We start from the raw sequence: 18,822 nt of genomic DNA on the forward strand, positions 1-18,822 counted from the left end.
AGGCCAGCATGACCACAGAAGCAGTCATCGTTTCCACCGCAAGGACCGCCGTCGGCAAGGCCTATCGCGGCGCGCTCAACAACACGGACGGCCCGACCATGGCCGGGCATGTGATGGCCGAAGCGGTGAAGCGGGCAGGCATCGCGCCCGGCGAGGTCGAGGACGTGGTGATGGGCTGCGCGATGCAGCAGGGCACCATGGTGATGAACGTGGCGCGCAAGGGTGCGATCCGGGCGGGCCTGCCCGTCACGGTCGCCGGCACCACCATCGACCGGCAATGCGCCTCGGGCCTGCAGGCCATCGCCGTGGCCGCGCGCTCGGTCATGCTTGACGGGGTCGAGGTCGCGATCGGCGGCGGCATCGAGTCGATCAGCCTCGTGCAGAACGAGCACATGAACAGGTTCCACGCCGTCGACGAAGAGCTGATGGCGATGAAGCCCGAAATGTACATGTCGATGCTCGACACCGCCGAGGTCGTGGCCGAGCGCTACAATATCGGTCGCGACAAGCAGGACGAATACAGCCTCGAGTGCCAGCGCCGTGTCGGTGCTGCGCTGCAGGCGGGCCGGTTCAACGACGAGATCGTGCCGTTCACGACGAAGATGGCGCTCGTCAACAAGGACACCAAGGAGGTCACCTATGAGCAGGTGACGCTCACCAAGGACGAAGGCCCGCGACCGGAAACCACCGCGGAGGGTCTCGCCAGGATCAAGCCGGTGTTCGAGGGCAAGACCATCAGTGCCGGCAATGCCAGCCAGCTGTCGGACGGCGCTTCGGCCTGCGTGATCATGAGCGACAAGATCGCGGCCAGGAAGGGCCTCAAGCCGCTCGGCATTTTCCGCGGCTTCGTCGCCGCCGGGGTCGAGCCGGACGAGATGGGCGTCGGTCCGGTGGCCGCAATCCCGCGCCTGCTCAAGCGCCACAATCTGAAGATCGACGACATCGACCTCTGGGAGCTCAACGAAGCCTATGCGGTGCAGGTGATCTATTGCCGCGACAAGCTCGGCATCGATCCGGACAAGCTCAACGTCAACGGCGGCTCGATCGCGATCGGCCACCCCTACGGCATGACGGGTTCGCGGCTAACCGGCCACCTTCTGATCGAGGGCCGGCGGCGCAAGGCGAAGTACGGCGTCGTCACCATGTGCATCGGCGGCGGCATGGGTGCCGCCGGTCTGTTCGAAATCATTCACTGAGCGGAAACGCGGGGAGGTCATTCGTGAAGACAGCGATCACTGAAATGTTCGGCATCGAGCATCCGATCATCCAGGGAGGCATGCACTATGTCGGCTTTGCCGAGCTCGCCGCTGCGGTATCGAATGCCGGCGGCCTTGGCATCATCAACGGCCTGACCCAGCGGACGCCGGAATTGCTGGCGAAGGAAATCGCGCGGTGTCGCGACATGACCGACAAGCCGTTCGGCGTGAACCTCACCTTCCTGCCGACCTTCTCGGCGCCGCCGTACCCCGAGTATATCGCGGCGATCAGAGAGGGCGGCGTCAAGGCGGTCGAGACCGCTGGCCGCAGTCCGGAACAGTACATGCCCGCGCTGAAAGCGGCGGGCATCAAGGTGATCCACAAATGCACGTCGGTCCGGCACTCGCTCAAGGCCGAGAAGATCGGCTGCGACGCCGTCAGCGTCGATGGCTTTGAGTGCGGCGGCCACCCCGGCGAGGACGACATCCCCAACATGATCCTTTTGCCGCGCGCCGCCGATGAGCTCAAGATCCCGTTCGTTGCCTCGGGTGGCATGGCCGATGCGCGCAGCCTGGTCGCTGCGCTTTCGATGGGCGCCTCGGGCATGAACATGGGCACCCGCTTCGTTGCCACCAAGGAGGCGCCGGTCCACGACAACGTGAAGCATGCGATCGTCAAGGCGAGCGAGCTCGACACGGTGCTCGTCATGCGCGCGCTGCGCAATACCGAGCGTGTCCTCAAAAACAAAGGGGTCGCCCAGCTCGTGGAAATCGAGCGCGAGAAAGGCGCGAGCCTGAAGATCGAGGACATCCACGACCAGGTCGCGGGCGTGTACGCCAAGGTGATGGTCGACGGCGACATGGACGCCGGCGCCTGGAGCTGCGGGATGGTGGTCGGCCTCATCGACGACATACCGACGGTCGAGGAGCTGATCGATCGCATCATGAGCGAAGCGGAGACGATCATCCGTCAGCGGCTGACCGGCTTCCTCGACGGCAAGGTCGAGACTGAGAAGGCGCGCGCAGTCGCCTGATGCGGTGCCTCCGGGCACGGCATGGTCGCGAGCCGGTATGACGTGCCGGCCGAACATGGAGATCTGATCGCATGGGCGCACCTGTCTGTCTGATATCCGGCGTTGGGCCAGGCACGGGATCGGCGCTGGCAAGGCGATTCGCCGAGGGAGGATACCGTCTCGCGCTTCTCGCCAGGAATGAGGAGCGTATCGCCGCGCTGGCGCAGGAGCTACCGGGCGCAAAAGCTTATCGATGCGACGTGTCTGATGCCGCGCAAGTCGAGGACGCGGCATCCGCCGTCGAGCGGGATCTGGGCAGTCCCAGTGTCGTCATTCACAACGCGGTAGGTGGCGCGTTCGGCAGGTTCAGTGAGATCGATCCGCAAATTCTCAACCGGAACTTCCAGGTCAACACGATGGGGCTGCTCTATTTGGCGCGGCGGTTTGCCCCGGCCATGACGCAGGCCGGCCATGGGGCCATCGTCGCGACCGGAAACACATCGGCGTTGCGGGGCAAGCCGGGCTTTGCCGGCTTCGCGCCGACCAAGGCGGCACAACGCATCCTTGCCGAGGCAATCGCGCGTGATCTCGGACCGCAGGGCGTCCACGTCGCCTATGTCGTTATCGACGCCGTGATCGACCTTGAATGGACAAGGAGCGTTGGCCGGACCGGCCGGACGACTTCTTCATCAAGCCGCGGGCGATCGCGGATGAGATCTGGCATGTCGTTCACCAGGACCGCAGTGCCTGGTCGTTCAATGTGGAGATCAGGCCATTCGGTGAAGCCTGGTAGTTGGTAAGTCAGCAGCACCGCCGCTCAAATCATAACAAGCTCAGGAGGGAATTTAGATGTTGATGAGGAAACTCGCGCTTTCCGTGGCCGCGCTTGCGGCATTTGCCGCGATACCGGTTCATGCCGACACGCCCGGTGTGACGGAATCGGAGATCAAGGTCGGGGCGACATTCCCATTCAGCGGCCCCGCGTCTCCGCTCAGCAATACCGGCAAGGGCCTCATCGCCTACGTTCGCTCGATCAACGACCGTGGCGGCGTCAATGGACGCAAGATCAACATCATGACCTATGATGATGCCTACAGCCCGCCAAAGGCCGTCGAACAGACCAGGAAGCTGATCGAGGGCGACGAGGTGGCATTGTTGTTCAGCCCGCTCGGGACACCGGGTCTCAGTGCAACCGTCAAATATGTGAACGGCAAAAAGGTGCCACACCTCTTCGTCGTCAGCGGTGCGACCAAGTTTGCCAAATTCGCCGACTTCCCGATGACGACCACGGGACTGCCGAGCTACAACACCGAAGGCAAGATCTACGCGAAGTACCTCACCGAGACCAAGCCCGACGCAAAGATCGCGATCCTCTACCAGAATGACGACCTCGGCCGGGATTTCGTCGCGGCGTTCAAGGAGGCGTTGAAAGCCGATTTCGACCGGAAGGTGGTCGCCTCGCCTTACGAAGTTACCGAACCCACCATCGAATCTCATGTGGTGTCGCTCAAGGCCTCGGGGGCCCAGGCCTTCGTGATCGCGGGCACGCCGAAATTCACCGCCCAGGCAATCAAGAAGGCGAGCGAGATCGGCTGGTCGCCGCTGACCATCATCAACTATGTCTCGAGCTCGGTCTCCGCTACCATTGTGCCTGCCGGAGCGGACAAGGCGGTCGGGGTTATTGCAGCGACCGTAACAAAGGATACGAACGACAAGCGGTGGGCCGACGACCCGGGTATGAAGTGGTATCGGGAGCACTTCGAGAAATACCTTTCCGGCTCCGACATTGGCGACAACAATTACCTGTTCGGGACCCAGCAAGGTCAGATCCTGGAGCAGGTGCTCAAGCAATGCGGCAACGATCTGTCGCGCGAGAACATTCTGAAGCAGGCGCGCAACATCAAAGGACTCGTGCTTCCGACGCTGATGCCTGGTATTGCGATCAACACCGGCCCGAGCAACAGTATGGCGTACACGCAGCTTCAGCTGCAACGCTGGACCGGAAGTTCCTGGGAGCAGTTCGGTAGTGTTCTGAGTGCCGACCAAAACTAATCAGCACTAGAGCGCCCGTGATGCTGGGTTCTCCTTATCGGAGTTGGGGCTTGGAGATTGATTTGCTACCTCAAAGCCTCCGCTTCGACACGGTCGGCTGACCAATTTCAGCCGAGCATTCTCGGACATCCAGAAATCGCGGATTGGTCAGTGCAGTCGAGGTTGATGGCATCACAGGCGCAAATGGAAGCTGCAATTGTTTTCTTTCACGCATGAAGCGCCGAAGCAGCTTCAGCCGATCAGCTCCGAGTGCCTCGGCAAATGCTCGATGACGTCAAGGCGCCGATCGCCACCTTCGTACTTGGCTACGAAAGATTGCGGTTTGCGGAGTTTCTGGACAAGCGAAAACCGCCGCCAGCGGTTGCCCACATGGCGGCGGTTCACGATTGGGCGAAGCTCGACTCCCGGCCGATTGCTACGGCGCGTTACCGCACGTACCAATATCCCCACCAGCGCTGGGACACCGGCCGCGCCTGTGCCTTCATCGCCGCGACCTCCTCGGCAGGGCGCAGCTGCGGGCCATAGACCGCCGGCGGGTAGACGTCGTCCCAGAACACAAGTCCGCCCTGGGCGGCGGCCGCCCGGTGTGACGGAGCAAGTGCGAGCTCGGCGGCCGACGCCGTGGATGTCGCCAAAGTGAGGCCGAGGGCGGCCAGGGCAATGGATGGAATAAGGGCACGGAAGTTCATTGGATTGAATCCCTCATGAAATGCGATGGGTGATAATGCGACGGGTTCCGGATGGTTGCAAGGGCACGGGCTGGCCGGCTGACGCCGAACTTCCGGTTGCAGGGGCGCATGGTGTCGCCAACGCGCGTCGGATCGACCGCGACGGGCCTTGATGCATTGGGCTGCGAGAACGTCTCTTAGATATGTCGTCGTCATATATATAGAGAGTGTTCGATGATCACCTCCGGCCGAGACGAGATCAGCCCGAGGTCGGCAACCTTGCCGCGCGCGCGGCATGCATGGACAAAGGAGACCGAACCTTGAACATTTTTTCGGCGCTCGCGAATCCTCGAGAACCATGATGTCGACACACTGCTCACTCTTGATAGGACGCGCACGATCCAGGACGACTCCCAGGACGACTCTCATGACTTCTGCGTTTGTCTCTGCTTCCATTTTCGGCGCTGGTCTCATTCTCGGATACGCGCTACGCGCCTGGCGCGTCCAACGAAGAACGGTGAATTCGTCCAGCGGCGCGTCGCGCCGGGCGTCGCGGCCCGCTCCGACCTCGACGTTCGGCCACGCCCGGCGAGCCTTCTAGGCATCGTCCCATTCGATGACGGTATCCAGCTTCACACTGAACTCGATGGGACATGACGACATGAGTGAGCCCAAGAAGGATGCGCCGCGACGCTACATCGTGGACGGCGCCGGACAGCGCGTGCTTGTCGGTCTGACGATCTCGGAAACGATCGAGTTCGAAGCGCTGGACAAGCCGGACACCCGTCCCGGCGCCGAGCTGCTCGGGGAGGCGGCGCGCGTCCGAGAGGCCAGGCATGACGAACGTTGGGTGGAGCTCTACGTCAAGCACGAGCGAGCCTGGAGCGACTGGATGGCCCAGACGCGTGCGCGGCCGGCGCAGCCGCCGTTGCTCAACTAGAAATCGCGAACGTCCATTCCCTCCCTGAGACGGTCTCGCGCATCGGTGGCAGGAGGCTGAAGCTCATCACACCGCGAGCATGCGGCTTCCCTGGATGCTCATCAGGGTGAGGTTGCCGGTCGCATAGGCGCCGGTGTCGATATTGGCGCGGTTGGCCAGTAGTTCGGCGCTGCGGACCGGCGTATGGCCGTGGACGATATATTTGCCGAACTGCTCCTCGCTCTGCAGGAATTCCTCGCGAATCCAGAGCAGATCGCGCTCGGTCTGCTCGGCGAGCGGCACGCCCGGGCGAACGCCGGCGTGGACGAAGAAGAAGTCTCCGCAACTGAAGCTCAGCCGCAGATTGTCCAGGAATTCCAGATGCTCGGTCGGCATGGCGCGAATCAAGTCACGCAGGATCGATGCCGGCTCGTCGCGCCTGAGATCGGGCGGAGCAAGCCCGTAGGACATCAATGTCTGGGTCCCGCCGAAGGCAATCCAGTCCTCGAACAGGGAAGGATCTTCGAACACCCTCACCAGAAAGGCCTCGTGGTTGCCCTTGAGGAAGACCGCATTCCCCCGGCGGCTCCGCTCGACCAGGATGTCGAGGGTTGACCGCGTATCCGGGCCGCGATCGATGTAATCGCCCATGAAGACTTCGACGGCATAGCGCGGCCGGCTGCGCGCAACGTCGGCGTCGATCACCCGCAGCATGGGCTCGAGCAGATGCGCGCAGCCGTGAATATCAGAGATCGCGTAAATGCGGACGCCGTCCGGCAATTGCGGTTTGGGAAGCGACGGGTAGGATCGCGCGAAAGATTTCATGGCGCTCATCGATCGGGTGGTCGGAAAAAATATCCCCAAGTCACCGGCACCGGAGAGCGTCCATCCAACGCGAACAACGCGAGTTCCGTGGGGCCGCAGCTCGTTGTCGGTGCCGATCACGCCAAAAGAAGGGCACGGCATTTTTTGTTTCATGGACTTCAGGAACGAGAGGGGTCCGCAGGAATTGCATCGCTGGCTCGAAGCGTGCAGCAAGTCTGCATGACTCGTTGCAGATTCTCGCGTACACCCGCAGATAGAAATCCTTGGAAACTCTCGCAAGTGATCCGATGTTTGCGTTCGTCGGCAGCAAGCAGCGCCTCAAACTTGAGCGAACAGCGGCTCGTGCAACGATGGCGTCGCATTGGATGCGGAACTTGATTCAAAATAGGGCAGTTCGCTCGCTCGTATGTCAGCACTGTGACGACATTTTCAGCGCACCGAATTTCGCCGCGCATCTCAACGCGACACATCGTCCGTGCGCCGCAAAAGTTTCGCGTGCAGCGCCACAATGTCGCTGCGATCGACCAACACTTTCCGTGCGGGGAATTGACGAGTCTTCAGCATCACGATGAGCGTCAGGCACTCTCTCGATACGCAGAGGTTCGAATGGCTGTTGCAACTTACGGTTCTGAAAGCGCTCATGCGCTGTCATCTGCGCGCGGCAGTGCGCTTCAGAGGCCCTTTCAGGTCGTCGTCATCGCTGCTGATTTTCTGTTGATCCTGCTGAGTTACGCGGCGGGGGCTTCGCTGTACGGCGTGGCGGTCGCATCGCCGCCCGAGGGTGCATCGGTGGGAGCTGGATTGTTCGTCGGTGTGGTGTTCGTCGGGATCGCCTATTTCCGGGACGTTTATTCCACGCACCGCCTGCTCAATCTGGTTTGGCAGCTTCGAATGGCGGCGTTTATCTGGTTGACGTCGCTCACGATCCTCGCCGTTGCGGCCTTCCTGCTGAAATCGACGGACAATCTGTCGCGCGGCACCGTCATCGTCTTCGCCGTGATCGGCGGGCTCGGTCTGATCAGCCTGCGCTTCGTCTGGCAGGCCGTGTTCGGCACGAGCTTTGCGAGAAGCCGCCTGGTCGACCGCAAGGTGATCCTGCTCAGCCTGAAGCCGCTCGACTTCACCTCGAGCCGCTTCAAGGATTTGCGCAGGAACGGCTTCGACGTCATGCGCCATTTCGTGCTCGGAGAGGACCGGGATGACGGCCAATGGGAGCGGCAGATTCGCGACGTCATCCGTCAGTCGCGCGCGGCCGACGTCGATGAATATCTGCTCGCGATCGACTGGAACGAATTGCCGATGCTGCGCAAGCTCGGGCCATATTTGCGCGCCGTTCCGCAGCCCATTCGCCTGCTGCCGGACGATTCTGTTGCCGACCTCGTGACCCGTCCGTTCCTGCCGGTCAGCGGAACCGTCGCGGTCGAGATCCAGCGGCCGCCGCTCACCATTCTCGAGCGGCTGCAGAAGCGCTGTCTCGACGTCGGCGTCGCTCTGTTCGCGCTCGTGCTGCTGACGCCGCTGCTGCTGACCGTAGCCGTGCTGATCAAGCTGGATTCGCCGGGAAGCGTCATATTCCGGCAGTCGCGCCGCGGCTTCAACGGCAAGCCGTTCGAGATCTGGAAGTTCCGCACCATGACGGTTGCCGAGAATGGCGAGACGGTGACCCAGGCGACCAAGGGGGATGCTCGGGTTACCAAGATCGGGCGCTTCCTGCGCATGACCAGCATCGACGAGCTGCCGCAGCTCTGGAACGTGCTACGGGGGGACATGTCGCTGGTGGGACCGCGTCCGCACGCGCTCGCCCATGACAATTACTACGACGAGCTCATCAGCAAGTATGTCTACCGCCATCACATGAAGCCGGGCCTGACGGGCTGGGCTCAGGTGAACGGATTCAGGGGCGAAACGCCAACGATCGATCTGATGGAAAAGCGGGTCGAGTACGACGTCTGGTACGTCAGCAATTGGAGCATCTGGCTCGACCTGAAGATCATGGCCCGCACCGCGTCCGCCGTGATGTTCCAGGAGGCCTATTAGAGCATGATCCGGAAAAGTGCGTAGCGGTTCTCCGAAAAGATCATGCTCCTAAGGGCGCGATGGCGTTTCATCCTAATCGCATCGCGCTTTAGCCGCTCGATCTCTCAATCGCCGGAAACCTCCGTCCCGGGGCTCAGGTTCCATTGCGCGGCGGCCTGCGGAAGAGCCGCATGATCGCATTGCGCAGCGCGAGCAGCGGCGGCACGAGCACGAAGAAGGCTCCCATTGCGACGGAGACGATGACATGGCGGATCGAGAAAGGCTCGTCCTGCTCGATCTGGCGCCGGCTCGGGTCGATGGGCGCGGGTGAGAGCGTCGTCGCCATGGGGTGGCGGAGCGGCTTGCGTGGAGGGACCACGATCAACACGAACAGAATGTTGAGCAGGACCCAAATAGTCAAAATCGTCAGGACGATCAGCATCCGAGCCTACCGGAAAAAAAACTGCGAGTAATGAGCCGAGATTAGCCCCGGGGAACCGAGAAAGAAAGATGCCTAAAGTTTCGGCATTTTCAGGCCTCAAGGCTCGGATCGTCTTATTGACAGCTGGGCACCGGCACAACTTTCCCGGCGACCACCGTATCCGTCAATCCTTGCTTTTGGCTAGAGCAATAACTGCAAGTTGTGGATTCCGGACGAATACGGAGCCCGCGAGCAGGTCCTGAGCGCTTGCCGCGTGCGCGAGGGCACGGGATGCCCTTCAAGCGACCGCCAAGCACGAATAAGGCCCGCTGCCAATCGGCAACGGGCCCGAGCTCATTCCAGTTGTTCAGTGGGAGCGGCGCCTCGCCTCCGCCTAGGCGTGCTCGACGTAATAGCTGTTGTGGTGCTTGCCCTTGTAGGCCTCGATGCGCTTGAGCATCTTCGGGTTCGCGCGGTTGAGCACGGCGCCGATCAGCTTCTTCTGGAGGACTTCCGAACCTGAAACCGACTCCTGCAGAGCGGTTCGCGTGGTCTGGCCCCATTCGATCACGTAGACCATGGCGTCGATCAGGAAGCTGACGGCCTTGGAATCGGCCACCGGCATCACCGGGGCGAGATCGATCACGATGTACTCGTAGTGCTCCTTCAGCACCTTGAGCAGCTCGGCCATTGCCTTGGATCCGATGACGTCGGCCGAATTGACCATGCGCGAGGCCACTACGGAGGGCAGGAAATCCAGTCCCGTCTCCTTGCTTCGCTGCACGTGGTAGCCGAGGTTCGCGGGATCGTTGAGAGCCTCCACGAGGCCGGTCTTGGCGTTGGGCGCGAGCTCCCGCGTCAGCGAGCGCGTGTGCAGATCGCCGTCGATCAGAACCGTGCGATGCCCGGTGAGGGCGATCAGCTGCGCGAAATTGGCGGCCACCGTCGTCTTGCCCTCCTTTGGAAGCGAGGAGACGATGCCGATCACCTTGATCTCGCGGGTCAGACGCGCGACGTCGATCGAAACCTTGATGTTGCGCAAGGTCTCGGCAAAGCGTGAGAACGGATGATCGACGACGTAGCGGGAGAGATCGGGAGGGCCGGTCTTCGCTGACGTCGAGAGCAACGCGCCGGCCGTCGTCGGCGGACGTATGTCCGGCAGCACGCCGAGGCATTTCACGCCGAGCTCATCCTCGACTTCGCCGGGGGTCCGCAGCACGTCGCTCAGCAGTTCACGCGCAAATGCCGCGCCGAAGCCGAGGCAGAGGCCGCCGACCAGGCCGCCCACGAGGGCGAGGACCGTTCGCGGCGAGCTCTTGCGGTCCGGCTTGGTGGCGGTGCTGATGAGGCGGGCCTCGCTGAGGGGAAAGCTCTGGTTCTGCGTCGCGCTCTGCAGCTTTTCCAGGAAGTTGTTGTAGAGATTGCGGTAGGTGTCGGCGGCACTTTCGAGATCGCGCAGCTTGACCTCGGCCTGGCCCTTGTTGCCGGCCTGGGCGACGAGGTCCTTTACGTTCTTCTCGAGCGAGGCCTCCCGGCTCTTCGCGATCTCGTAGTCGCTGCGATAGGCGTCTGCGATCCGACGCACCTCGTCGGCGATGTTCTTGCGCAGCTCGTCCATCTTGTTGGCCAGATTGACCGCCGCAAGGTGGGTCTTGCCGTAGCGCCTGGACCAGTCGGAATATTGGGCCTGTAGGTCGAGATATTGAGCGCGCAGACGGGTGATCACCGAGTTGTTGAGGGCGTCCGTCACGGTAGATTGCGCAACATCCTGATCGGAGATCGTGTCGATCCGGTCAAGCCGGGCCTTGGCTTCGGCGGTCGCAGCCCGCGCCTGAACTAGCTGCGTGTTGAGGTCCGACAATTGCTGCTCGGACATCAGGCCGCGGCTGGTTCCGACGATGTTGTTCTCGGCCTTGAAGGTTTGGACGGCGCGATCGCTGGCCGATGCCTGCTCGCTCAGCTCGAGGCTGCGCTGCTGCAGCCATTCGGTGGCCCGCTTGGTGGACTGATATTTGGCCTCCAGGGCGCCGACGAGATAGGCATTGGCGATCGCGTTGGCGATCTTGGCGGCTTTGTCGGGGCTCCGCGCTTTATAGCTCAGCGACAGCACATATGTCGTCAGCACGCGCTCCGTACGCAGATTCTTCTGAATCTGCTGGACGACCGCATGTTCGATTCGCTCCTGGCTTGCTGGTTCGCCGGAGCCGAATAGCGATGTCAGCTTGCCGATTGTGATAGAGAGCAGGCCGGGCTTGGAGCCGTTGAACTCCGGGTCTTCTGTCAGCTTCAGGCGGCGGACGACGGACAGAATGAGGTCGTCCGAGTTGATGATCTCCACCTGGCTGTCGACGTAGCCCGTGTCGATCAGGGCGCTGCTGGCGTTGCTGTCCTTGTCCAGAACTTGCGTCTGCCGCGTATCCATCATGATGCGGGCGTTTGCCGTATACATGGGCTGCGCCATGGCCAGGTAGACGATCACCAGGGCCAGCGAAGCTCCCGTACAGACCGCGATGATCGGCCATTGGCGGCGAAGGACGTCGGCCACCCGCTCGAAGCTGAGGACCGCCCCGCCGAATTCGATGCCGAATCGGTGCCCCGACTGGAAATGTTCCCTAGGCTGGTACATGTGCTAATTCGCTGCCTTTGACGATCATGGATCAATTCGGAAGGGGGACGGGCTTGAATGGATTGGCCAGCTTGGTTCTCCACTCGCCTTCGAGCAGTGCTCCGCCGCGGCCCGGCTGCGGCGAGGTCTTGATTTGCGATTGGGCCTGGACGCCGGAGCTGTCCTCTCCGGCGCCGGAATAACCGGCCTGCACGTTGAGATCGCCGATCCGCTGCACGAAATCCCTGATCTTGCGCGCGGCGTCCGGCTTGGTCGACGTGCAACGTGCTTCGGCAAGGCGCAGCGCAGCGCCGATGGACGAGCGATCGGCTGAAGCCGACGCCGAGATGAGCGTCTGGACGGACGGCAGCACCGACGGATTCGTCGCGACATAGCGCGCGAGCCAATACCGCAACTTCTCCTTGTCATTGCGCAACCGCTCGAGGAGCGAGGACGGCGACTTCACGAAGGTGTCGAGTTCGAGTTGCGAGGCGCGGTCCGAGAATTCGACGCACTGCGCGCGGCAAGCACCGGCGCCCGACACGATCAGCGCAGAACCAATCAAGACAATCGCTAGCCATCGCGGCTGCGCATGACGACGTGTTAGTCCGCGGCCCATCCGTGTTCCTTGCTTCTGTTGCAATAGGAGAACAGGCGAAACTTGACAGGTAACTGTGTCATCTTTTTGTGCGACGCAAAAGCTGGTGCAAAGCTGGCGACAAAACAAACGCGAGCCCGCTTGTTCGCCGGTTGCAAAAACAAGTTCTACAATGCCTGCGAGATCGGCAAATCACGCCCATGAATGTTGCAACCTGAAAACATATCGGGCACTCGCGCAGCCGCTCGTCGCAAAGCCGACACAAGTCACGGGCGCCTTTATTGTTCCCATTGGCCAAAGAATTTTTCGTGCGACATTGGCACGCAGCAATCGATGTGCTGCAAGGGCCTCGATCGCAACAGTGCCGAATTTCGCGCACACTTTGCGCGCAAATACTCGCAATCATCCCATGCCGATTGGCTTGCGCGCCGAAGCAGGCGCACGTCGGATGAAAAGTGGCATGAACTTGGCGCTCGCATGTCCGAATGATCTGCAAGCTTTGAAATTATTGTCGGTCGTCATGCATCGAATGCGGCTCCGTGATTGCAGAGATTGATCACGCGTTGAGACCTGATACACACTGCTGCGGTGCAACGGCTACGGAATATTGATGTGACGGAGTTGGTTCATCGTGAGAAGGCGCACGTCCTGCCGCTCGACAGCATCCGGGGGATCGCCGCGACTTCCGTGGTGATCCACCATCTGCTGCTGATGCCAACCTTTCTCGCGGCATTCCCGCACAACGCCTGGATCAACTGCTCCTTCTTCAGGAGTGCATGGCTGCTGGTCGATCTGTTCTTCGTTCTCAGCGGAATGGTCATGGCGCTCAGCTATGTCGAGAACGACTTCACGCGCTTCTCGCTGCGCGAATTTATGGTACGGCGCCTGGCGCGAGTCTACCCGCTGCATATCGTCATGCTGCTGGCAAACCTCGTCTTTCGCCTGCTGCGCATCGGCCTGGTCATGGCGGGGGTGGTCGTCGCCGCGCCTGCGGCGTTCGAAGTGAACAATGCCTATTCCTTCGGCCTCAACGTCCTGCTTCTCCACTCGATGGGGTTCATCGACTATCTCAGCTGGAATGCGCCGAGCTGGAGCATCAGCGTTGAGTTCTACACCTACCTGGTGTTTGGTCTACTCGTTCTCATTGCGCTGCGCATGCGCTCGCTGGCGTGGTCCTATGTCCTCTCCGGGCTGCTCGCGATCGGAAGTCTCGTCTTCATCATCTTCGTGCTCGAAAAGAAGAGCATCGAGCTTCAGACGGATTTCGGCTTGCTACGCTGCTTCGTCGGCTTTTTCCTGGGCGTCTTGATGGTGAGGATCGTCGATCGCCTGCCGGCCAAGCCGGGGCCTGCCGCGCAGGGCGCATTGCAATTCGTCGCCATGATCGCGAGCATCGTCCTGGTGTCCCTGGCGGAGGCCAATCCTGCCGCGACCTTCCTCGCGCCAGTGATGTTCGCGATCTTCCTCGGCAGCCTGCTGGCCTTTCCGGATGCGCTGCTGGTGCCGCGGATCCTGGTGGCCAAGCCGCTGATCTGGTTGGGGCGTCGTTCGTACTCGATCTATATGGTGCACGCGCTCGTGGTGCTGCTGGCTGAATACTTCGTGCGGGGCGTGGGGGCGGGGCGAATCGCCGCCCTGGATTCGATCTGGGCAGGCCTGCCGGCGACGCTGAATCTCGTCGTTTCACTGGCCGCCGTGCTCGCGGTTTCGCACCTCACCTATCTCTATGTCGAAATTCCCGGCGGCAGGCTCCTGCGAAATGCATTCGGAAGCCCCCCGGATTTTGCGCCATCCCCCGCCCGATCGGCGCGGCTGAGCAACTGAGCCGCGCATGAGCACCTTCGCGCTGCAACCCCGCAGGATGATGCTGATCAGCCTCAATATCGAGGCGATCGCGCTCGCAGCCTATCTGGTCCGGGATGCCTTCGGCGGTATGATGCGGTACTACACCAGCATCATGCATTTGGACGCGCTTTGGTTCGTGCCGGATGGCATTGCGCTTCTGTGCCTGGTCCAGTTCATCGTGCATTGCATCTTGCGCAATCGCAGTATCATGGCTGCAGTTGTCCTCGTGCAGATCATGCTGTCGCTGGTGCTCGGCTACTTCATGCTGGGGACGGTCAACGCGGCGATGTCGTCGTTTAAGATGATGCTCCCGGTGTTCGTCGGATTTTGTTTCTGCGACACCAGTCTGGGCTCCTACAAGAAGTTGCTGTCGGTCATCGCCGCGACGTTCTACCTCTCGCTGATCGGCGTGCTGCTGACGAAATTCTACTTCATGCCCTGGGTCGGATACAAATATGAGTCCTTCGGCGCCGTTCGTGAGGCGGGTCGCTTATGGTGGGCCTATGGCGGTGACGATCAGCGTCTCACGGGCTTTGCTGCCGAAAGTACCATGGCGGCCTTCTTCATACTCGTGTCCTTCGCAATTACGTCGATCCGTAAGAGCACGATTTGGTGCCTTCTGTACGGCTCTCTTGCGGTCTACATCATCCGTCTGACGACCAGCAAGACGACCATGATCGTCCTCGTGCTCTACTTGATTCTGCTGGTGTTCGTGCGGATGCTGCCGGAGAAGTCGCGCTTCTCCGCGATACGGAACATTGCACTGTGGTCGTTTGCCGCGATCCTGGTGCCGTTCTTCATGATCGTGCTTGCTTCGGGTACCGCCGCGGTGCCGCACACGACCCTGTTCAGCATCGTCGACCGCATCAACAACAGCTGGCAACTGCCGTTCGTCTACCTGAGCCAGCTCATGCCCGTTGGTCTCGTGACCGGCTGCGGCGTGGGCTGCTTCAACTACCCGCAGAAGCTGTTCTCGCCGCTCGCCCCCTTCTGGGTTCCCGTCGACAATTTCTACATCGGCACGTATCTGATGTTCGGCCTCCCGTTCGTCGCATTCATGGTGATGGTATTCCGGGCGACGTTCGGCACGACCGACGTCTACAAGCTGACGCTGATCTTCGTCGTCAACTTGTTCACGATCACCGTTCTGAATTACGGCCCGGCGTCCGGCCTGCTGATCATCGCGTTGAGCTTCAGCGAGGTGTTCTCGCGGCACGCGACCACCGCGCGGGCGGGCGACGCCGTACCAATCATCGTACGGCCACCGATGCCGTCATTAGAAGGCTTCCGCCCGGATGTGCCGGCGGCGAGCGGAAGCAGGTGAGAACCAACAATGCATAAACGGCTCGCATTCATCGACACACTGCGCGGCATTGCCGTGCTGGCCGTCCTGGTCCAGCACGTATTCGAGGTCATCCTGGAGAAGCACCCGACGGGTGTCTATTACGGGCCCCTCCACGACATATTCGGCTACTACATGAACTTTGGCCGGTTCGGGGTCGTGTTGTTCTTCTTCGTGAGCGGCTTCGTCATTCCGTTCAGCTTCCCGGACAGCGCCACGCCTGTGCGCGATTTTACGATCAGCCGCTTCTTCCGGCTCTATCCGGCTTATTGGACTTCGATCGTTGTCGGGCTCGTGTCGGTGCAGCTGCTGGATTCGAAGAGTTTTCCGCTGGGGCAGATCGCCGCTAACGTGACGATGTTGCAGACTTTCGTGAACGTCCCGAATCTCTGGGTGTTCTACTGGACGCTGGCGATCGAACTCCTGTTCTACGTCGGATGCACCATTCTCTTTGCGATGGGGCTGCTCAACCGGCGCTTCACAGCGGTGACCATCGTCGTTGCCGCCGCGCTGGTGGGAACCACAGCTGCACTTTTCGTTGAGAGCAGGGCAGTCTCCTCGGTGATGGAGGTCGGCTTGAACCTCTCGGCGATGTTCCTGGGCAAGATCATCCGCGACACCGTCATTGGCGGCAAGCTGCGGTGGACGCATGTGACCGTCTGCACGCTTCTGTATGCGGTCTTCGCCGCCACCCTGTCCGACCGCCGGTTCGGCGGCGTGTATCACGAGAATTTCTTCTACAGTTATTCGATCGGATCGGCCTATATCTGCGCGGCGCTTGTCTTCATCGGCTTTGCCGTGTTCGGCGAACGGATGGCCTGGCGTCCGATGGCATTCGTCGGCGTGATCAGCTATTCGGTCTACCTGATGTCGCCGTTCGCGATCGTCTACGTCCATCGCCTGGTATGGTTCGGCGACGGACCCCTCGGATGGTCGATCTTCCTGGTCGTAATTCTGGCATTGTCGATCCTCGTCAGTTGGATGACATACACGTTCATCGAGAAGCCCAGCATTTCCTTCGGGCAAAGATTCCGCTCCGCGCGAAGAAAGCAGCCTGTCGTCCTCGAGCCAGTGCTCAGCACCCAGGGTGCCGCAGAGTGATCAAGGCACCTCACCAGCCGGGCGCCGCCTATGATGGATCGTTCCTTCCTTCGGTCCAGGGCCTTCGTGCCATCGCGGCGCTGAGCGTGCTGATGGATCATTTCTACGACATGCCGAAGGCAGGCATGTATGACATCCCGAATCCCGGTTTTCTGCCGCCGCTCTGGCCCTGGCTGCAGTCGGTGATCAATGTCGGCGGGCACGGTGTCGAGCTGTTCTTCATGATCAGCGGCTTCCTGATCCCGGCCAGTCTGATACGCCACGGTTCGCTGTCGCGGTTCTTCTTCGACCGCGTCCTGCGCATCATGCCGGTGTTCGTCGTGCTGCATCTTGCGCTGTTCGCGATCGGGCCGATCGTAGCCTACAAATTCTTCCGCGGCATCGATTTCACCAGCTATCTCGGGATCTTTGCGGCCAACCTGTTCTTCGTGCAGGACGCGCTCGGCCTGCCCATTGCCCAGCAGAATGCGTGGACGTTGACCTATGAGTGGGCGTTCTACATCTGGTTTGCGCTGACATTCTCGATGTGGCGCGCCGGCGGCAGGCTGCTGGCTGCGCCTCTGATCCTGCTGGGCGTGGCCTGCCTGATGCGCTGGCCGATCACCGCGTTCTTCTGCATCGGGATGCTGTTCAGCGCGACGGGATTTCGCATTTCCATTCCCGGACGGCTCGGTCTGGTCGCAGGGCTCGTCTGCGGGGCCGCGCTGTATGCGAGCCTGGTGCTGTTTCATCCGTTCGTGGGCCTCATTCCCGGATTTCTGCTGTTCGCCATGGTGCTCGCCCCGGAATCAGGCCTCGGGAAGGCCCTGAGCACGCCGGCGCTCCAATATATCGGCAAGATCAGCTACAGCCTCTATCTCGTGCACCCCTTCGTGCTCTTCCCCTTGCAAGTGGTTGGCCTGAAGCTGGTTGCCGCCGGCGTCGACCGCTGGTTGCTATGGGCGGCTTTCATCGGACTCGGGCTGGTGATGTCACTGGCTGCAAGTGCGATCAGCTATGAACTGATCGAGGTCCGGCTGAGGCGCTTGCTGGACGGCGCGTTCCGCAGCACGTTCTTTCGACCGCTGAAAGTGGGGCAATCGGCTTGAGAAAGCGCGTGTCGCGCTCACTGCACGCTACGACCGGCGAGCCTGTGATAGGATCCAAGCAACCGTTCGGCAATGTGGTCCCAGTTCAGAGGGCCGGCCGCGGTCTGCCGCGCGCCATCAGCCAACGTTGCGGCGAGTGAATTCGACGTCAGCACGCGCTCGAGTGCATCGGCGAGCGCAGTGGCATCGCCGGGAGGGACCAGGAGACCATTGACGCCGTCCGTCACGACGTCGGGAATGCCACCGGTGGCGCTGGCGACGACGGGACGCGCATTCCCATAGGCGGATGCGAGCACCCCGCTTTGTGATGCATCCTTGTAGGGCAAGGCGACCACCGTAGCAGATTGAAATAGACGTCCGGTATCCGCAGGCGAAATGTAGGCATTGATGGTCTTGACCGTCGGCATTGCCTCCATCCGGGCGCCGAGCCGTGTCATCTCGGGGCCGCGCCCGGCGACGATCGCTTCATGCGTGACGCCGCGCTGGGCCAACATATCGATCGCGTCGATGAAGACGTCGAGGCCCTTGTAAGCCCACATCCGTCCAAAAAACAGGATGCGTCCGGGTTCGGGCTCGGTGAACGAGCTTTTGTCCGGCGGAACCATCAGCACGCCGTGCATGCTGGAAACCGTCTCGCCCTTGAAGTCGGGCGAGGCGCGATGAAAATCTGCAATGCAGCTCTCGCCGTGCGTCGTGACGATCGAGGCGGCCGCACGCATGCGTCCGCGCCAGGCATCTTCACGGGGCGAGGTGCCGGAGCCGCCCTCCGAGTGCGGGATCGCATCGTGAACGGTCAGTACCAAGGGAACGCCGAGCGGACGCAGGAGCTGAATCAGCTTGGACGTGTAGATCTCGGGAACTTCGTGACAATGGATCACGTCCGGGCGGAAGGAAATTATGTCGATGAACGAGGCAGGGATGCCGATTGCGCCGCCGCGCCGCAGACTGAGGTCGCGAATCCGTGTCTCGAACGGCGCCGTCACAGCGATATCGGCAAGCTCCCATTGCTGGTTCGCGTCTTTGCGGTTGAGCACAAGCCGAACGTCGCAATGATGCGCCAGTCCCGATGCGAGGCGGTAGGAATATTCCGCAAAATGCGGCGCGTAGATGGCCACGCGGAGGCGCTTGGCCAT

Annotated in this window: 17 protein-coding genes; 11 read left to right on the forward strand and 6 right to left on the reverse strand. The window is 61.4% G+C overall.

The window, feature by feature from the left end; genetic code table 11:
• Positions 1–8 precede the first annotated feature (8 nt).
• The 4 genes from I6F17_RS14775 to I6F17_RS14790 all read left to right on the forward strand — a co-directional run bounded on the left by I6F17_RS14775 (position 9) and on the right by I6F17_RS14790 (position 4,261).
• A complete protein-coding gene (locus I6F17_RS14775) occupies positions 9–1,196 on the forward strand; it encodes an acetyl-CoA C-acyltransferase (RefSeq protein ID WP_225130629.1) in 1,188 nt (395 codons plus the stop codon).
• Positions 1,197–1,219: 23 nt separating this feature from the next.
• The gene (locus I6F17_RS14780; RefSeq protein WP_225130631.1) at positions 1,220–2,230 is read left to right on the forward strand and encodes a nitronate monooxygenase family protein; all 1,011 of its coding nucleotides are present in this window, start codon (positions 1,220–1,222) and stop codon (positions 2,228–2,230) included.
• Positions 2,231–2,301: 71 nt separating this feature from the next.
• Positions 2,302–3,009, forward strand: a complete 708-nt coding sequence (locus tag I6F17_RS14785; RefSeq protein WP_225130633.1) for an SDR family NAD(P)-dependent oxidoreductase — start codon at positions 2,302–2,304, stop codon at positions 3,007–3,009.
• Between the two features lie 49 nt (positions 3,010–3,058).
• The gene (locus I6F17_RS14790) at positions 3,059–4,261 is read left to right on the forward strand and encodes an ABC transporter substrate-binding protein (RefSeq protein ID WP_225130635.1); all 1,203 of its coding nucleotides are present in this window, start codon (positions 3,059–3,061) and stop codon (positions 4,259–4,261) included.
• Between the two features lie 425 nt (positions 4,262–4,686).
• On the opposite strand, the gene I6F17_RS14795 is transcribed toward I6F17_RS14790, so the two are convergent.
• Positions 4,687–4,950 (reverse strand): hypothetical protein, encoded by a 264-nt coding sequence (locus I6F17_RS14795; protein ID WP_225130637.1) that lies wholly within the window; start codon positions 4,948–4,950, stop codon positions 4,687–4,689.
• A gap of 640 nt (positions 4,951–5,590) precedes the next feature.
• Between I6F17_RS14795 and I6F17_RS14800 the strand changes: the two genes are divergently transcribed.
• Positions 5,591–5,869: a hypothetical protein gene (locus tag I6F17_RS14800; protein WP_225130639.1), complete on the forward strand. Its 279-nt coding sequence runs from the start codon at positions 5,591–5,593 to the stop codon at positions 5,867–5,869.
• A gap of 66 nt (positions 5,870–5,935) precedes the next feature.
• Here I6F17_RS14800 and I6F17_RS14805 read toward each other — a convergent pair whose 3' ends face one another.
• Entirely contained in the window at positions 5,936–6,673 is a 738-nt protein-coding gene (locus I6F17_RS14805; RefSeq protein WP_225130640.1) for a metallophosphoesterase, read from the reverse strand.
• Between I6F17_RS14805 and I6F17_RS14810 the strand changes: the two genes are divergently transcribed.
• Both I6F17_RS14810 and I6F17_RS14815 read left to right on the forward strand, forming a co-directional pair.
• The gene (locus I6F17_RS14810) at positions 6,672–6,896 is read left to right on the forward strand and encodes a hypothetical protein (protein WP_225130642.1); all 225 of its coding nucleotides are present in this window, start codon (positions 6,672–6,674) and stop codon (positions 6,894–6,896) included. The two genes, I6F17_RS14805 and I6F17_RS14810, sit on opposite strands and share 2 nt — an antisense overlap.
• Positions 6,897–7,279: 383 nt before the next feature.
• The gene (locus tag I6F17_RS14815; RefSeq protein ID WP_225130644.1) at positions 7,280–8,710 is read left to right on the forward strand and encodes an undecaprenyl-phosphate glucose phosphotransferase; all 1,431 of its coding nucleotides are present in this window, start codon (positions 7,280–7,282) and stop codon (positions 8,708–8,710) included.
• Between the two features lie 133 nt (positions 8,711–8,843).
• On the opposite strand, the gene I6F17_RS14820 is transcribed toward I6F17_RS14815, so the two are convergent.
• The 3 genes from I6F17_RS14820 to I6F17_RS14830 form a co-directional block, all read right to left on the reverse strand.
• Complete coding sequence (locus I6F17_RS14820; RefSeq protein WP_036035387.1) at positions 8,844–9,131, reverse strand: hypothetical protein; 288 nt, start codon at positions 9,129–9,131, stop codon at positions 8,844–8,846.
• A 373-nt stretch (positions 9,132–9,504) separates the two neighbouring features.
• Positions 9,505–11,736 carry a Wzz/FepE/Etk N-terminal domain-containing protein gene (locus tag I6F17_RS14825; protein ID WP_225130646.1) on the reverse strand — a complete coding sequence of 744 codons (2,232 nt, stop codon included), beginning with the start codon at positions 11,734–11,736 and terminating at the stop codon, positions 9,505–9,507.
• A 31-nt stretch (positions 11,737–11,767) separates the two neighbouring features.
• Entirely contained in the window at positions 11,768–12,442 is a 675-nt protein-coding gene (locus I6F17_RS14830) for a hypothetical protein (protein ID WP_225130648.1), read from the reverse strand.
• Between the two features lie 483 nt (positions 12,443–12,925).
• Here I6F17_RS14830 and I6F17_RS14835 point away from each other — a divergent pair, with 483 nt between their 5' ends.
• Genes I6F17_RS14835 through I6F17_RS14850 form a run of 4 tightly spaced genes read left to right on the forward strand, consistent with a single transcriptional unit; the run spans position 12,926 to position 17,689 of the window.
• Positions 12,926–14,137: an acyltransferase gene (locus tag I6F17_RS14835; protein ID WP_225130650.1), complete on the forward strand. Its 1,212-nt coding sequence runs from the start codon at positions 12,926–12,928 to the stop codon at positions 14,135–14,137.
• Positions 14,138–14,144: 7 nt separating this feature from the next.
• Positions 14,145–15,482: a hypothetical protein gene (locus tag I6F17_RS14840; RefSeq protein ID WP_225130652.1), complete on the forward strand. Its 1,338-nt coding sequence runs from the start codon at positions 14,145–14,147 to the stop codon at positions 15,480–15,482.
• Between the two features lie 9 nt (positions 15,483–15,491).
• Entirely contained in the window at positions 15,492–16,601 is a 1,110-nt protein-coding gene (locus I6F17_RS14845) for an acyltransferase (protein ID WP_225130654.1), read from the forward strand.
• A complete protein-coding gene (locus I6F17_RS14850; RefSeq protein ID WP_225130659.1) occupies positions 16,598–17,689 on the forward strand; it encodes an acyltransferase in 1,092 nt (363 codons plus the stop codon). Before I6F17_RS14845 ends, I6F17_RS14850 begins: the two co-directional genes overlap by 4 nt.
• 17 nt (positions 17,690–17,706) lie before the next feature.
• Here the strand turns inward: I6F17_RS14850 and I6F17_RS14855 are convergent, their stop codons facing one another.
• Entirely contained in the window at positions 17,707–18,822 is a 1,116-nt protein-coding gene (locus I6F17_RS14855) for a glycosyltransferase (RefSeq protein ID WP_225130655.1), read from the reverse strand.

It is taken from the genome of Bradyrhizobium sp. NBAIM18 (genome assembly GCF_020193825.1).
Classification (GTDB): Bacteria; Pseudomonadota; Alphaproteobacteria; order Rhizobiales; family Xanthobacteraceae; genus Bradyrhizobium; species Bradyrhizobium yuanmingense.

Bases quoted from the DNA above. Each gene is read 5' to 3' on its own strand.
- I6F17_RS14775 (WP_225130629.1), top strand. From the start codon at position 9: ATGACCACAGAAGCAGTCATCGTTTCCACCGCAAGGACCGCCGTCGGC.
- I6F17_RS14785 (WP_225130633.1), top strand. From the start codon at position 2,302: ATGGGCGCACCTGTCTGTCTGATATCCGGCGTTGGGCCAGGCACGGGA.
- I6F17_RS14790 (WP_225130635.1), top strand. From the start codon at position 3,059: ATGTTGATGAGGAAACTCGCGCTTTCCGTGGCCGCGCTTGCGGCATTT.
- I6F17_RS14795 (WP_225130637.1), bottom strand. From the start codon at position 4,950: ATGAACTTCCGTGCCCTTATTCCATCCATTGCCCTGGCCGCCCTCGGC.
- I6F17_RS14800 (WP_225130639.1), top strand. From the start codon at position 5,591: ATGAGTGAGCCCAAGAAGGATGCGCCGCGACGCTACATCGTGGACGGC.
- I6F17_RS14810 (WP_225130642.1), top strand. From the start codon at position 6,672: ATGGCGCTCATCGATCGGGTGGTCGGAAAAAATATCCCCAAGTCACCG.
- I6F17_RS14805 (WP_225130640.1), bottom strand. From the start codon at position 6,673: ATGAAATCTTTCGCGCGATCCTACCCGTCGCTTCCCAAACCGCAATTG.
- I6F17_RS14815 (WP_225130644.1), top strand. From the start codon at position 7,280: ATGGCTGTTGCAACTTACGGTTCTGAAAGCGCTCATGCGCTGTCATCT.
- I6F17_RS14820 (WP_036035387.1), bottom strand. From the start codon at position 9,131: ATGCTGATCGTCCTGACGATTTTGACTATTTGGGTCCTGCTCAACATT.
- I6F17_RS14825 (WP_225130646.1), bottom strand. From the start codon at position 11,736: ATGTACCAGCCTAGGGAACATTTCCAGTCGGGGCACCGATTCGGCATC.
- I6F17_RS14840 (WP_225130652.1), top strand. From the start codon at position 14,145: ATGAGCACCTTCGCGCTGCAACCCCGCAGGATGATGCTGATCAGCCTC.
- I6F17_RS14845 (WP_225130654.1), top strand. From the start codon at position 15,492: ATGCATAAACGGCTCGCATTCATCGACACACTGCGCGGCATTGCCGTG.
- I6F17_RS14855 (WP_225130655.1), bottom strand. From the start codon at position 18,822: ATGGCCAAGCGCCTCCGCGTGGCCATCTACGCGCCGCATTTTGCGGAA.